Annotated in this window: 1 protein-coding gene and 1 pseudogene; both read left to right on the forward strand. The window is 74.2% G+C overall.

Annotated features, from left to right (window positions below; genetic code table 11):
- Positions 1-150 precede the first annotated feature (150 nt).
- Complete coding sequence (locus tag IE153_RS30015; protein ID WP_189592906.1) at positions 151-13,899, forward strand: type I polyketide synthase; 13,749 nt, start codon at positions 151-153, stop codon at positions 13,897-13,899.
- A gap of 93 nt (positions 13,900-13,992) precedes the next feature.
- Positions 13,993-16,215 (forward strand): annotated as a pseudogene (locus IE153_RS30020) (type I polyketide synthase); the annotation flags it as partial.

Consider the following 16,215-nt stretch of genomic DNA (forward strand, 5'->3'; position numbering starts at 1 on the left):
CTCCTTTTCCCCTCCTTTTCGTCCGGACCGAATTACCGAAGCGAGGCCGGACACTGAGAAGGGTGAGAGACCCCCCTGCCTACGATCGGGCCGAACATTCCCCCACTCAGCAGTCTTGCGGTAATTCGGCCGAAAGGGCAGTCGAGCGCGATGACGAATCAGCACCAGTCCGAATCGATCGGGACGCGCCGTGCACGGAGCGAGGACATCGCGGTCGTCGGCCTTTCCTGCCGTCTGCCCGGAGCGGGGAATCCCGAGGCCTTCTGGGATCTGCTCAGCACCGGCACCTCCGCCATCACCCCGGTCCCGGCGGACCGCCTGAAGCCCGCGACCTCCGGCGAGGCCGCGTCCGAGGGCACCGGACCCGGCGTGCGCCACGGGGGCTTCCTGGAAAGCGTCGACACCTTCGACGCCGGCTTCTTCGGCATCGCCCCGCGCGAGGCCCGCGTCATGGACCCGCAGCAGCGCCTCGTGCTCGAACTGGCCTGGGAGGCACTGGAGAACGCCGGGATCGTCCCGGCCACCCTGCGCGGCAGCCGCACCGCCGTGTTCGTCGGCACCCTGCGCGACGACTACGCCGCGCTGCTTTACCAGCACGGCGCCCGAGCCGTCACCCAGCACACCATGACCGGAGTCAACCGCGGCGTGATCGCCAACCGGGTCTCCTACCACCTCGGCCTGCGCGGCCCCAGCCTCACCGTCGACTCGGCCCAGTCCTCCTCGCTGGTCGCCGTGCACCTGGCGTGCGAATCCCTGCGCGCCGGCGAGTCCGACGCCGCCATCGTCGCCGGAGTCAACCTCAACATCCTCGCCGAGGCCGCAGTCGCCGGGGAGCGCTTCGGCGGCCTCTCGCCCGACGGCACCACCTACACCTTCGACGCCCGCGCCAACGGCTTCGTACGCGGCGAGGGCGGCGGCGCCGTCGTCCTCAAGCCGCTGTCCCGGGCCCTCGCGGACGGCGACGACGTCCTCGGCGTCATCCACGCCAGCGCCGTCAACAACGACGGATCCACCGCCGGACTGACCGTGCCCGGCCAGGAGACCCAGGAGCGGGTGCTGCGCGAGGCCTACGAACGCGGCGGCCTCGCCCCCGAAGCCGTCCAGTACGTCGAGCTGCACGGCACCGGCACGCCGGTCGGCGATCCCATCGAGGCCGCCGCACTGGGCGCGGTGCTGGGTACGGCCCGCTCCGACGCAGGTCCGCTGCGGGTCGGGTCCGCGAAGACCAACGTGGGCCACCTGGAGGGCGCCGCGGGCATCGTCGGCCTGATCAAGACCCTGCTGGCCCTGCGCCACCGCCGCCTGCCCGCCAGCCTCAACTTCGACACCCCGAACCCGGCGATCCCGCTGGCCGAACTCGGCCTGGAGGTGCAGCGCGAGACGGGTGACTGGCCCGCCCCCGACCGGGCGCTCATCGCCGGTGTCTCCTCGTTCGGCATGGGCGGCACCAACGCCCACGTGGTCCTGGGGGAGGGGCCGGCCACACCGGCACCGGCCGAGGCCCCGGACGGGGACGGCGTCCTGCTGCCCTGGGTCGTCTCCGGCCGCGACGCCGCCGCCCTCGCCGCGCAGGCGGACCGGCTGAGCGCCGCCGTGACCGCCGGACCCGGGCCCCGCCCCGAGGACATCGGCCACTCCCTGGCCACCACCCGCACCGTCTTCGACCACCGGGCCGTCGTCCTCGCCGACGACCGGGCCGGCATGGTCGCCGGCCTGACCGCCCTGGCCGGTGGCCGCGCCGCCGCGCAGGTCGTCACCGGAGCCGTCCGCCCCGGCACGACGGCCTTCCTGTTCACCGGGCAGGGCGCCCAGCGCGCCGCCATGGGACGGGAACTGCGCGACGCCTTCCCGGTGTTCCGCGCCGCCTTCGACGAGGTGTGCCGGGCCTTCGCCCCGCTGCTCGACCGGCCCCTCGCCGAGGTGATCGACTCCGGGACCGGCCTGGACGACACCGCCTGGACCCAGCCCGCGCTCTTCGCCGTCGAGGTCGCCCTGTACCGCCTCGTCACCTCCTGGGGCGTCACCCCCGGCCACGTGGCCGGGCACTCCATCGGGGAGATCGCGGCCGCCCATGTAGCGGGCGTGCTGTCCCTCGACGACGCCGCCCGGCTCGTCGCCGCCCGGGGCCGCCTGATGCAGGAACTGCCCGCCGGCGGCGCCATGGTCGCCGTCGAGGCCACCGAGGACGAGGTGCTGCCCCTGCTCGCCGCGCAGGACGGCCCGGTGGCCGTCGCCGCCGTCAACGGGCCCCGCGCGACGGTGCTCTCGGGCGCGCTCGACAGCGTCACGGCCGTCGCGGAGCAGCTCGCCGCGCAGGGCCGCAGGACCCGCCGTCTCACGGTCAGCCACGCCTTCCACTCGCCGCTGATGGACCCGATGCTGGAGCCCTTCCGCGCGGTCGTGGAGGAGCTGACGTTCCACGAGCCGCGGATCGCCGCCGTGTCCACGGTCACCGGCGCCGCCGTCGCACCGGGCGAGTGGACCTCGCCCGCCTATTGGGTCGAGCAGGTGCGCCGTCCGGTCCGCTTCCTCGACGCCGTCCGCACCCTGGAGGACCTGGGCGCCGCCACCCTGCTGGAACTGGGCCCCGACGGCGTCCTGACCGCGCTGGCCGCCGCGAGCGCCCGCGACACCGGGGCCACCGCTCCCGTCGCCACACTCCGCGCCGGACGCGCCGAGACCCGTTCCCTGCTCACCGGCGTCGCCGCCGCGTTCGTCCGCGGCACGCCCGTCGACTGGGCGGCCGTGCACGCCGGCGGCCCGGGCCGCCGCGTCCCGCTGCCCACCTACGCCTTCCAGCGCGAGCGCCACTGGATCGACGGCCCGGCCGCACCCGCCGCACAGGCGCCCGCGCCGGGCCTGCCGGACGCCGCTACCGCCACCACAGGAGCCGGGACCGCCACCACAGGAGCCGGGACCGCCATCACAGGAGCCGGAACCACCGCCGCGGCCCCGGACGCCCCGGGCCCGCACGCCCCCGACGCCACCGCCCTCGTGCTGGAGCAGGTCGCGGCCGTCCTGGAGCACACCGACGTCCGGCGCGTCGATCCGCACGCCGCGTTCAAGGACCTCGGCTTCGACTCCCTGATGACGGTCGAGCTGCGCGACGCCCTCGCCGCCGCCACCGGCCTGAAGCTGCCCAGCGGCCTGCTGTTCGACCACCCCACCCCGGCCGCCCTCATCGCCCACCTCACCACCCTCCTTGCCGGCCCGGACACGGCCGCCCGCACCGAGGACCGGCCGGGCGGCACACCCGACATGGCGCACGAACCCATCGCCATCGTCGGCATGGCCTGCCGCTACCCGGGCGGCGTCACCTCTCCCGAGGAGCTGTGGAACCTGGTCGCCGACGGCCGGGACGCCATATCCGGCTTCCCCGGCGACCGCGGCTGGGACGCGGGCCTGTACGACGCCGACCCAACCCACGGCGGTCACAGCACCGTCCGCGAGGGCGGCTTCCTGCACGACGCCGCCCTGTTCGACAACGAGTTCTTCGGGATCTCGCCCCGCGAGGCCCTCGCCATGGATCCGCAGCAGCGCCTCCTCCTGGAGACCGCCTGGGAGGCCGTCGAGCGGGCCGGCCTGGACGCCGCCGCCCTCAAGGGCAGCCGTACCGGCGTGTTCGTGGGCGCCACCACCCTCGACTACGGGCCCCGGATGCACGAGGCCCCCGACACCGTCGAGGGACACCTCCTCACCGGCACCACGCCGAGCGTCATGTCCGGCCGCATCGCCTACCAGCTCGGTCTGCTCGGCCCGGCCGTCACCGTCGACACGGCCTGCTCCTCCTCGCTGGTCGCCCTGCACATGGCGGTGCGCTCCCTGCGCTCGGGCGAGACCAACCTGGCCCTCGCGGGCGGCGCGACGGTCATGTCGTCGCCCGGCATGTTCGTGGAGTTCTCCCGCCAGCGCGGCCTGGCGGCCGACGGTCGCTCCAAGTCCTTCGCCGCGTCCGCCGACGGCACGTCCTGGGCCGAGGGCGTCGGCCTCCTGGTCGTGGAGCGGCTGTCGGACGCGGTGCGCAACGGGCACCGGGTGCTTGCGGTGGTGCGGGGCAGCGCGATCAACCAGGACGGCACGGGCAACGGTCTCACCGCCCCGGTCGGCCCCTCCCAGCAGCGCGTCATCCGCGACGCCCTTTCCGATGCCCGTCTCGCTCCGGCCGAGGTGGACGCGGTGGAGGCGCACGGCACGGGCACGCGGTTGGGTGACCCGATCGAGGCGCAGGCGTTGCTGGCGACGTACGGCCAGGATCGTGAACAGCCGCTGTTCCTGGGTTCGTTGAAGTCGAACATCGGGCACGCCCAGGCCGCCGCGGGTGTCGGCGGTGTGATCAAGATGGTGCAGGCGATGCGGCATGGTGTGCTGCCGCGGACGCTGCATGTGGACGAGCCGTCGCCGTTCGTGGAGTGGGATACGGGCGCGGTCGAGTTGCTGACCGAGGAGCGGGAGTGGACCGCGCGTGACGGTGAGCCGCGTCGCGCGGGTGTCTCGTCGTTCGGTATCAGCGGGACGAACGCGCATGTGGTGGTCGAGGAGTTCGTCGCGGCGCAGGACGAGGCGGAGCGGCCGGAGCCGTCCGGGCCCGTTCCGTTTGTGCTGTCCGCGCGGGACGAGGCGGCGCTGCGCGCCCAGGCCCGGCGCCTGCACGACGTCGTCACGGAGAGCGGCACGCACCCCGCCGACCTCGGCGCGTCCCTCGCCGTCACCCGCACCGCACTGCCGCACCGCGCCGTGGTCACCGCCACGGACGCCGACACGCTTCTCGCCGGTCTCGCCGCCCTGGCCGACGGCGAGGAGACCGCCCAGGTCGTCACCGGTAGCGCCGCGGGCGCGGGCCGCACCGCCTTCCTGTTCACCGGGCAGGGCGCCCAGCGCGCCGGCATGGGTCGCGAACTGTACGCCGCGTCCCCGGTGTTCGCGGCGGCCCTGGACGAGGTGTGCGAGGCCCTCGACGAGCACCTCGAACCGCCGCTGCGCACGGTGATGTTCGCGGAAGCCGACACCGAGCCCGCCCGGCTGCTGCACCGCACCGCCTACACCCAGCCCGCCCTGTTCGCCGTAGAGGTCGCCCTGTTCCGGCTCCTCGCCCACCACGGCACCACACCCGACCTGCTCGCCGGGCACTCCATCGGCGAACTCGCGGCGGCCCATGTCGCGGGCGTGCTGTCCCTGGCCGACGCGGCCCGGCTGGTCGCGGCCCGCGGGAGGCTCATGGAGGCGGCACGCGCGGGCGGCGCCATGATCGCCGTGGAGGCCACCGAAGCCGAGCTCGCCGACGACCTTCAGAAGGCGGCGGGCCGATTCGACCTCGCCGCCGTCAACGCCCCCGACTCCCTCGTGATCTCGGGCGACGAGGACGCCGTGGAGGAACTGGCCGGACAGTGGCGCGCCCGGGGCCGCCGCACCCGCCGGCTCCAGGTCAGCCACGCCTTCCACTCGCCGCACATGGACGAGATCCTCGACGAGTTCCGCACGATCGCCGAGGACCTCACCTTCCACGCGCCACGCATCCCGATCGTCTCCACGGTCACCGGCGAACTCGCCACCCCGGACGAGCTGACCTCGCCCGGCTACTGGGCACGGCAGATCCGCCGGCCCGTACGGTTCGTCGACGCCGCCCGGGCCCTGCACCGGCACGGCGCCACCGTGTTCGTCGAGACCGGCCCCGACGCCGTGCTCGCCCCGCTGACCCGGGCCGCCCTGACCGACGCGGACGCGGTCGTCGTCCCGATGCTGCGGGCCGGGCGCCCCGAGGGCGAGACCTTCCTCGCCGGGATCGCCACGGCCTGGACCGGCGGCGCGCCCCTCGCCGCCGAGACCTTCCACCCCGGCGCCCGCCTCGTCGACCTGCCGACCTACCCCTTCCAGCGCGAGCGCTACTGGCTCGCGCCCGAACGCCCCCTCGACGCCCGGGGTCTGGGTCTGGACCCGGCCGGGCACCCGCTCCTGCACGCCTCGATGGAACTGGCCGGCAGCGACGGGCTGGTGCTCACCGGCCGCCTCGCCGTCGCCGACCAGCCCTGGCTCGCCGACCACACCATCACCGGCACGGTCCTCGTGCCCGCCACCGCGTTCCTGGAACTGGCCCTGACGGCGGCGGGCCGCCTGGGCATCGACCAGATCGACGAACTGACCCTGGAAGCACCCCTGGAGCTGCCGGAGCAGGGCGCCGTGCGCGTCCAGGTCGCCGTCGGCGCACCGGACGCCTCCGGCAGCCGGCCCGTGGAGATCCACGCCTGCCCGGACAGCGGTCCGGACGCCGAGCAGCTGTGGACACGGCACGCCTCCGGCACCCTCGGCGGCACCCTGCCGGCCGGCCCCGACCTGAGCCAGTGGCCGCCCGCCGACGCCGACGAGATGCCCCTGGACGACGCCTACGAACGCCTCGCCGGACTGGGCTACACCTACGGCCCGGCCTTCCAGGGCCTGACCCGCCTGTGGCGCACGGCCGACGCGCTGTACGCCGAGGTCGCCCTGCCCGACGCGCACAGGAGCGGCGCCGACCGGTTCGGACTGCACCCCGCCCTCTTCGACGCGCTCCTGCACCCCGTGGTGCTGCACGCCGCCGGGGACGACACCGCCGCGGACACCATCCGGCTGCCGTTCGCCTGGTCCGGAGCGTCCCTGCACGCGGGTGGCGCCGACACCCTGCGGGTGCGGATCGAGCCCGGTGGGTCCGGCACCTACGCGCTGCACGCCGCTGACGCCGTCGGTGCTCCCGTCATCAGCGTGGAGTCCCTCGCCCTGCGCCCGGTCGCCAAGGACCGGATCCGCTCCGCACCACGGCTATACGACGCCCTGTACGGCGTGGAGTGGACGCCGGTCGCGATGCCCGGGGGCGATGCGCCGAGTGTCGTGGAGGCGACCGATCTCACGCAGGTGGACGGCACGGCCGATGTGGTGCTCGTACGCGCCCCGGCCGGTGACGGACACGGCGATGTGGTGGCCCGTGCCCACCACACGGCGGAGGTGTTCCTGCGCCTGGTGCAGGACTTCCTCGCCGACGAGCGCCTGGCCGACGCGCGCCTCGCGGTGCTCACCCGGGGCGCGGTGGCCGCCGCACCCGGCGACCTCGTCTCCGAGCCCGCCCAGGCACCTCTGTGGGGCCTGCTGCGCAGCGTGCAGTCCGAGCATCCGGACCGGGTGGTCCTGATCGACGCCGACGTCCCCACCGACGACCGGCTCCTGGCCGGCGCCCTCGCTTCGGGTGAGGCGCAGGTGGCGGTGCGGTCGGGTGGGTTGGTGGTGCCGAGGCTGCGGCGGGCGGTGCCGGGTGGGGGTGGTGCGGTCGCCTGGGGCGAGGGCCCGGTGTTGGTGACGGGCGGTACCGGTGGTCTGGGTGCCGTGGTGGCCCGGCATCTGGTGACGGTGCACGGGGTCCGCTCGCTGGTGCTGGTGAGCCGGCGCGGTGAGGCGGCACCCGGCGCGGCGGAGCTGCGGGCGGAGCTGGAGGCTCTGGGCGCAGCCGTGAGGCTCGCGGCATGTGATGTGACCGACCGGTCCGCCCTGGCCGAACTTCTCACCGAGGTGGGCGAGTTGTCGGGCGTGGTGCACACGGCGGGTGTGCTGGACGACGCGACGGTGGAGGGGCTGACGCCCGAGCGGTTGCATTCCGTGTTGCGTCCGAAGGTGGACGCGGCGTGGCATCTGCACGAGCTGACCCGGGAGATGGGCCTTCAGGCGTTCGTCCTGTACTCGTCGGTGTCGGGTCTGCTGGGTACGGCGGGTCAGGCGAACTACGCCGCCGGCAACGCGTTCCTGGACGCGCTGGCGGCGCACCGCCGGGCGGCCGGACTCCCCGCGACCTCCCTCGCCTGGGGCCTCTGGGACGGCACCCACGGCATGGGCGGCACCCTCGGCGATGCCGACCTGGCCCGCTGGACGCGCCAGGGCATCAGGACCCTCACCCCCGAGCACGCCCTGGCCCTCTTCGACGCGGCCCTGGCCGGTGACGACGCGCTGCGCGTGCCCGTGGTCTTCGAGCAGCGGGCACTGCGCGCCGAGTCCTCACCCCTGCTGCGCGACCTGGCCCCGGCACCCCGCTCCCGGCGCACCGCCGCCCGCGCCTCCGACGCGGGCACCGAAGGCACCACCTGGGCGCAGCGGATCGCAGCCCTGCCCCAGGAGCGGCGCCGCGAGACCGTCCTCGACCTCGTCCGCGGCATCGTGGCCGGCGTCCTCGGCCACACCGACCCGCAGCGCCTCGATCCCAAGCGCGCCTTCAAGGAGAGCGGCTTCGACTCCCTCGCCGGCGTCGAACTGCGCAACCGCCTGAACACCGCCACCGGACTGCGGCTGTCCGCCACCGTCGTCTTCGACCACCCCACACCCGACGCGGTCACCGACCACCTGCTCACCCGGATCGAGGACACCGCCACCCCCGCCCCGGCCCGCGCCCCGCGGCCCACCGCCGCCCGGGACGAGCCGATCGCGATCGTCGGCATGGCCTGCCGCTACCCGGGCGGCGTCGCCTCACCGGACGACCTCTGGCGGCTGGTCTCCGAGGGCGGGGACGCCATCAGCGAGTTCCCCGGAAACCGAGGCTGGGACCTGGACGGCCTCTACGACCCGGACCCCGCCCACACCGGCACCTCCTACGTCCGGCACGGCGGATTCCTGCACGACGCCGACCGGTTCGACCCCGCCTTCTTCGGCATCCCGCCGCGTGAGGCGACCGCCATGGACCCGCAGCACCGGCTGCTGCTGGAGACGGCCTGGGAGGCGTTCGAGCACGCCGGCATCGACCCGACCGGCCTGCACGGCTCGGACACCGGCGTGTTCGCGGGCGCCATGTACGACGACTACGCGTCCCGCCTCGCGGCGAGCCCCGAGGAGTACGAGGGCTTCCTGCTCGCCGGCAACCTCTCCAGCGTCGTGTCCGGCCGGCTCTCCTACACCTACGGCTTCGAGGGCCCGGCGGTCACCGTCGACACGGCCTGCTCGTCCTCGCTGGTCGCCCTGCACCTCGCGGCGAACGCGCTGCGCAACGGCGAGTGCTCGCTCGCCCTCGCCGGCGGCGTGACCGTCATGGCCGGGCCGCACGTCTTCGTGGAGTTCTCCCGCCAACGCGGCCTGTCGCCCGACGGCCGATGCAAGTCCTTCGCGGCGGCGGCCGACGGTGTGGCCTGGTCGGAAGGCGTGGGCCTGCTGGTGGTGGAGCGCCTGTCGGACGCGATCCGCAACGGACACCAGGTGCTGGCGGTCGTGCGGGGCAGCGCGGTGAACCAGGACGGCGCCTCGAACGGCCTGACGGCACCGAACGGCCCGTCGCAGGAGCGCGTCATCCGCCAGGCACTGGCCTCGGCCGGTCTGTCCGCCTCCGAGGTGGACGCGGTGGAGGCACACGGCACGGGCACGCGGTTGGGTGATCCGATCGAGGCGCAGGCGTTGCTGGCGACGTATGGCCAGGATCGTGAACAGCCCTTGCTGCTCGGGTCGTTGAAGTCGAACATCGGGCACGCGCAGGCCGCCGCGGGTGTGGGTGGTGTGATCAAGATGGTGCAGGCGATGCGGCATGGTGTGCTGCCGCGGACGCTGCATGTGGACGAGCCGTCGCCGTTCGTGGAGTGGGACGCGGGTGCGGTCGAGTTGCTGACCGAGGAGCGGGAGTGGATCGCCCGGGACGGCGTGCCGAGGCGTGCGGGTGTCTCGTCGTTCGGTATCAGCGGGACGAACGCGCATGTGGTGGTCGAGGAGTTCGTGGTCCCCGAGGAGGCGGCCGAGCGGCCGGAGCCGTCCGGGCCCGTTCCGTTCGTGCTGTCCGCGCGGGACGAGGCGGCGCTGCGCGCCCAGGCCCGGCGCCTGCACGACCACGTCGGCCGCCATCCCGAGCAGTCCCTCGCGGACCTCGGCTGGTCCCTCGGCACCCGCCGGGCCCGGCACGGCCGCGGGGCCGTGGTGGCCGCCCGGCACCGCGCCGAGCTGCTCGACGGACTCGCCGCGCTGAGCCGCGGTGAGACCACCCCGGCCGCCCAGCGCACCCCCGCGTCACCGCGCGGCAAGACCGCCTTCCTGCTGACCGGGCAGGGCGCGCAGCGCCTCGGCATGGGCCGCGAACTGTACGCCGTGTCCCCGGTGTTCGCGGCGGCCCTCGACGAGGTGTGCGCCCACCTGGACCCCGAACTCATGCGCCCGCTGAAGTCGGTGCTCTTCGCCGCCGAGGACAGCGCGGACGCGGCGCTGCTCGACCAGACGGCGTTCACCCAGACCGCGCTGTTCGCCCTGGAGACCGCGCTGTTCCGCCTCGCCGAACACCACGGTCTCACCCCGGACTTCCTGCTCGGCCACTCGATCGGCGAGGTCACCGCCGCCCACCTCGCGGGCGTCCTCGACCTGCCCGACGCCTGCGTCCTCGTGGCCGAACGCGGCCGGCTGATGCAGGCCGCACGGGAGGGCGGCGCCATGGCCGCCGTCGAAGCCGGAGAGGACGCGGTACGCGCCGCGCTCGCCCCCTACGGCGACCGGGTCGCGGTCGCCGGTGTCAACGGCCCGCGATCCACCGTCATCTCGGGTGACGCCGACGCCGTGGACGAGCTCGCCGCCCGGTTCAAGAAGGAGGGCGCCCGGGTCAAGCGCCTCCCCGTCAGCCATGCCTTCCACTCGCCGCACATGGACGAGATCCTGGACGAGTTCCGCGCGATCGCCGAGGACCTCACCTTCCACGCGCCGCGCATCCCGATCGTCTCCAACGTCACCGGCGCACTGGCCACCGCGGAAGACCTCGCCTCGCCCGACTACTGGGCCCGGCACATCCGCGAAGCCGTCCGCTTCCTCGACGGCGTACGCCTCCTGGAGGCGGCGGGGGTCACCGAGTGGCTCGAACTCGGCCCCGACGGGGTGCTGAGCGCCCTGGTCGCCGAGTCCCTGGAACAGCCCTCCGGCGTCGTGGCGCCCCTCCTGCGCAGGGGCCGCTCCGAGCCGGAGGTGTGCGCCGCCGCCCTCGGGCTGCTCGCCGCACGCGGTGCCGACATCCGCTGGGACACCGTCTTCCCCGAGGCGCACGGCACCGACCTGCCGCTCTACGCGTTCCAGCGGCAGCGCTACTGGCTGGACGCGCCGACCACCGTCACGGACGCCGCGGGCTTCGGGCTCGTGGCGGCCGACCACCCGCTGCTCGGCGCCGCCGTCCCGCTGGCCGACCGCGACGAACACGTCCTCACCGGACGCCTGTCACGCGGCACGCACCCCTGGCTGACGGAGCACGCCGTCTCCGGCACCGTGCTCGTGCCCGGCACCGGACTGCTCGAACTCGCCCTCCGGGCAGGCGAACAGCTCGGCGCCGCCACGGTCGAGGAACTCACCCTGGCGGCCCCCCTGGTGCTGCCCGAACGCGGCGGCCTACACCTCCAGGTGTCCGTCGGCGCCGAGGACACCGACGCGACCCGCCCGGTGCGCATCCACGCCCGGCCGCACGGCGACCCCGGCCACGACGGAACCTGGACCCTGCACGCCTACGGCACCCTGAGCGCCGGCACCGACGCGGCCGGGGCGTCCCTCACGGTCTGGCCCCCCGCCGGAGCCCGCGAGATCGACCTCACCGGCGCCTACCAGCGTCTCGCCGAGCAGGGCTACGCCTACGGGCCCGCGTTCCGCAACCTGCGCCGGCTGTGGACGGTCGGCGACGACCTCTGCGCCGAGGTCGCCCTCGACGAGGACCAGCGCGGCGAGGCGCGCCGGTTCACCCTCCACCCGGCCCTGCTCGACGCCGCCCTGCACCCGCTGCTCCCCGGAGTCGCCGGTGACGACGGCCGGCCGGTGCTGCCGTTCTCCTGGGCCGGAGTGAGCGCGACCGCCACGGGCGCGTCCGTGCTGCGGGTCCGACTCGCCGGAGCGGCGGCACCCGAGGCCGCGAACGGCGGTTCCACGACGGTCGCGCTCACCGTGGCCGACGGCTCGGGCGCACCGGTCGCCGAGGTGGCGGAACTGACCCTGCGCCCGCTGTCCGCCGAGTCGCTGCGCACCGCCGGCACCGGCTCCGCCGACGGCCTGCTCAAGGTCGAGTGGAGCAGGCCGGCCATCGCGGAAGCCACGGCCGACCTCACCACCTGGGCGGTCCTCGGATCCACCCCGGACCTCGGCCTGACGGACGGCACGGTCCGCTCCTACGCGGACCTCGGCGCGCTGGCCCGGGACGTCGAGGCGGGCGCACCCGTGCCCGCGGTCGTCCTCGCTCCCCACTTCTCCGCGCCCGTCGGCGAGACGCTGCCGGACACCGCCCGGGAGGCCGCTCACCAAGCGCTCGTCCAGGTGCAGGAGTGGCTCGCGGACGACCGGTTCGCGGACGCCCGCCTCGTGGTCACCACCCTGGGCGCCGTGGCCACCGCGTCCGACGAGGACGTCACCGACCTGGCCCACGCCCCGCTCTGGGGCCTGCTGCGCACGGCCCAGTCGGAGAGTCCCGGCCGCATCCAGCTCCTGGACCTCGACGGTAGGGGCACGTCTGCCCTCACCGCCGCAGTCGCCTCGGGTGAGGCGCAGGTGGCGGTGCGGTCGGGTGGGTTGGTGGTGCCGAGGCTGCGGCGGGCGGTGCCGGGTGACGGTGGTGCGGTCGCCTGGGGCGAGGGCCCGGTGTTGGTGACGGGCGGTACCGGTGGTCTGGGTGCTGTGGCGGCCCGGCATCTGGTGACGGTGCACGGGGTCCGCTCACTGGTGCTGGTGAGCCGGCGCGGCGCGGCGGCACCCGGCGCGGAGGAGCTGCGGGCGGAGCTGGAGGCTCTGGGCGCTTCGGTGACCGTGGCCGCGTGTGATGTGACGGACCGCGCTTCGCTGTCCGAACTGCTGCTCGGCGTGGGTGAGTTGTCGGGCGTGGTGCATACGGCGGGTGTGCTGGACGACGTGACGGTGGAGGGGCTGACGCCCGAGCGGTTGCATTCCGTGTTGCGTCCGAAGGTGGACGCTGCGTGGCATCTGCACGAGCTGACCCGGGACATGGACCTTCAGGCGTTCGTCCTGTACTCGTCGGTGTCGGGTCTGCTGGGTACGGCGGGTCAGGCGAACTACGCCGCCGGCAACGCGTTCCTGGACGCGCTGGCGGCGCACCGCCGGGCTGCCGGACTCCCCGCGACCTCCCTCGCCTGGGGCCTCTGGGAGGAGACCAGCACCATCACCGGTCACCTCGCCGAGGCGGACCTGCGCCGCCTGGCGCGCTCCGGCCTGCTGCCGCTGGCCACCGACGACGCGATGGCCCTCTTCGATGCCGCTCCGGCCACCGGAGAGAGCGTCCTCGCCGTCACCCGGCTCGACACCCGGGCGATCCGCGCCCTGGGCGACGGGGTACCGCCCCTCCTTGCCGGACTCGTCCGCGCCACGAGCACACGCCGCGCGGTGGCCTCGGGTGACGCCCCCGCCGGTCGCCCGGAGGGCCAGGGGCTCGCCGAGCGGCTCGCGGCCCTGGCCGCCCCCGACCGGGAACGGGCGCTGGTGGACCTCGTCCGCGGCCGGGTGGCCGCCGTCCTCGGGCATGCCGACCACACGGCGATCGACGCCGACCGGCCGGTCCAGGAACTCGGCTTCGACTCCCTGACCGCCGTCGAGCTGCGCAACCAGCTCGCCACCGAGACGGGACTACGGCTGCCGACCACCCTCGTCTTCGACCAGCCCACGCCGAGGGCGCTCGCCTCGTACCTCGGCGACCGCCTCACCGTCGAGGAGACCGCGCCGGACGAGCCGGTCCTCGCGGAACTGGCCCGGCTCGAAGCCGCCATCGAGGCGGCCGCCACCGACGCGTCCGCCCACGGCCGGATCACCGCCCGACTGCGCGAACTCCTCGACGCCGCCGACAGCGCGGCAGGGGCCCCGGCCGGCGCCTCGGCCCAGGACCTGGACGACGACCTGGACGACGACCTGGACTCGGCCACCGACGACGAACTCTTCGCCCTCGTCGACGAGCTGAACTGAGCGACGAACTGAACTGAGCGACGAACTGAACTGAGCCACACCGCCCACTTAGGCACCGATCACCACACGACACACGGGAGTTGACACACCATGGCGGGCGAGGACAAGCTCCGCGACTACCTGAAGAAGGCCGTCGCCGATGCCCGTGAGGCACGCCGGCAGCTGCGGGACATCGAGGACAGGCGACGCGAGCCGATCGCGATCGTGGGCATGGCCTGCCGCTACCCCGGCGGCGTGTCCTCGCCCGACGACCTGTGGCGCCTCGTGGCCGACGGCACCGACGCCGTCGGCGGGTTCCCCGGCAACCGGGGCTGGGACGTGGACGGCCTCTACGACCCGGACCCCGACCGCACGGGCACCTCGTACGCCCGCGAAGGCGGATTCCTCTACGACGCCGACCAGTTCGACCCGGCCTTCTTCGGGATGTCGCCGCGCGAGGCCATGGCGATCGACCCGCAGCAGCGGCTGCTGCTGGAGACGGCCTGGGAGGCGTTCGAGCACGCCGGCATCGACGCCACCGCCCTGCGCGGTTCGGACACCGGCGTGTTCACGGGCCAGATGTACAACGACTACGGCTCACGCCCCCATCTGCCGCCGGAGGACTTCGAGGGCTACCTGTTCAGTGGCAGCGCCGGCAGCATCGCCGTAGGTCGGCTCTCCTACACCTACGGCTTCGAGGGCCCGGCGGTCTCCGTCGACACGGCCTGCTCGTCCTCGCTGGTCGCCCTGCACCTCGCGGTCAACGCGCTGCGCAACGGCGAGTGCTCGCTCGCCCTGGCCGGCGGCGTCACGGTGATGTCGACACCGGTGGCCTTCCTGGAGTTCTCCCGCCTGCGCGGCCTGTCGCCCGACGGCCGCTGCAAGTCCTTCGCGGCCGGAGCCGACGGTGTGGCCTGGGCGGAGGGGGCCGGTGTTCTCGTCGTGGAGCGGCTGTCGGACGCGGTGCGCAACGGGCACCGGGTGCTGGCGGTGGTGCGGGGCAGTGCGGTGAACCAGGACGGTGCCTCGAACGGTCTGACGGCGCCGAACGGCCCGTCGCAGGAGCGTGTCATTCGTCAGGCCCTCGAGAACGCTCGTCTCACGCCCGCTGAGGTGGACGCGGTGGAGGCACACGGCACGGGCACGCGGCTGGGCGACCCGATCGAGGCGCAGGCGTTGCTGGCGACGTACGGCCAGGATCGTGAACAGCCCTTGCTGCTGGGGTCGTTGAAGTCGAACATCGGGCACGCGCAGGCCGCCGCGGGTGTCGGCGGTGTGATCAAGATGGTGCAGGCGATGCACCACGGTGTGCTGCCGCGGACCCTGCACGTGGACGAGCCGTCACCGTTCGTGGAGTGGGACACGGGCGCGGTCGAGCTGCTCACCGAGGCGCGTGACTGGCCGGCACGGGAGGACGCGCCGCGCCGCGCGGGTGTGTCCTCCTTCGGATTCGGCGGCACCAACGCGCACGTGATCCTCGAAGAGGCCCCGGCCGCCCCGCCCGCCGAGACCACCGGCTCCCGCGCCCTGCCCGTACTGCCGTGGCTCCTGTCCGCCCGCACGCCCCAGGCGCTCACCGCCCAGGCCGACCGGCTCCACGCCTTCGCCTCGGCCCCCGGCGCCCCCGCCCCCCTGGACATCGCCTACTCCCTGGCCACCACCCGAGCAGACCTCCCGCACCGCGCCGCGGTCGTGGGCACGGGGCCCGCCGAACTCCTCGACGGTCTCCGCCACCTGACCCCGGTCAGCCCTACAGGGGGTGCTCTGGCGGTGGTGTTCTCGGGTCAGGGTGCGCAACGGGCTGGGATGGGGCGGGAGTTGTATGTCTCGTTCCCGGTGTTCGCGGGGGCGTTGGATGAGGTGTGCGGGGTGTTGGATCCGTTGTTGGGTGGTTCGTTGAGGGAGGTGATGTTCGCGGTCGAGGGGTCGTTGTTGTCGCGGACGGGGTGGACGCAGCCGGCGTTGTTCGCGTTTGAGGTGGCGTTGTTCCGGTTGGTGGAGTCGTGGGGTGTGCGGCCTGGTTTTGTGGCGGGTCATTCGGTGGGGGAGTTGGTGGCTGCGCATGTGGCGGGGGTGATGGATCTGGGTGAGGCGGCTCGGTTGGTGGCGGCGCGTGCGGGGTTGATGCAGGCGTTGCCGGCCGGGGGTGTGATGGTCGCGGTGGAGGCTTCTGAGGGGGAGGTTCTGGCCGCGATCGGTGAGCGTGGTGACGCGGTGGGTGTGGCGGCCGTGAACGGTCCGTCGGCGGTGGTGATCTCGGGCGCGGACGATGCGGTTGAGGAGGTGTTGGCTGCTCTGCCGGGTCGGCGTATCCGTCGTCTTGAGGTGTCGCATGCG

This window comes from Streptomyces massasporeus (assembly GCF_014648995.1).
Classification (GTDB): Bacteria; Actinomycetota; Actinomycetes; order Streptomycetales; family Streptomycetaceae; genus Streptomyces; species Streptomyces massasporeus.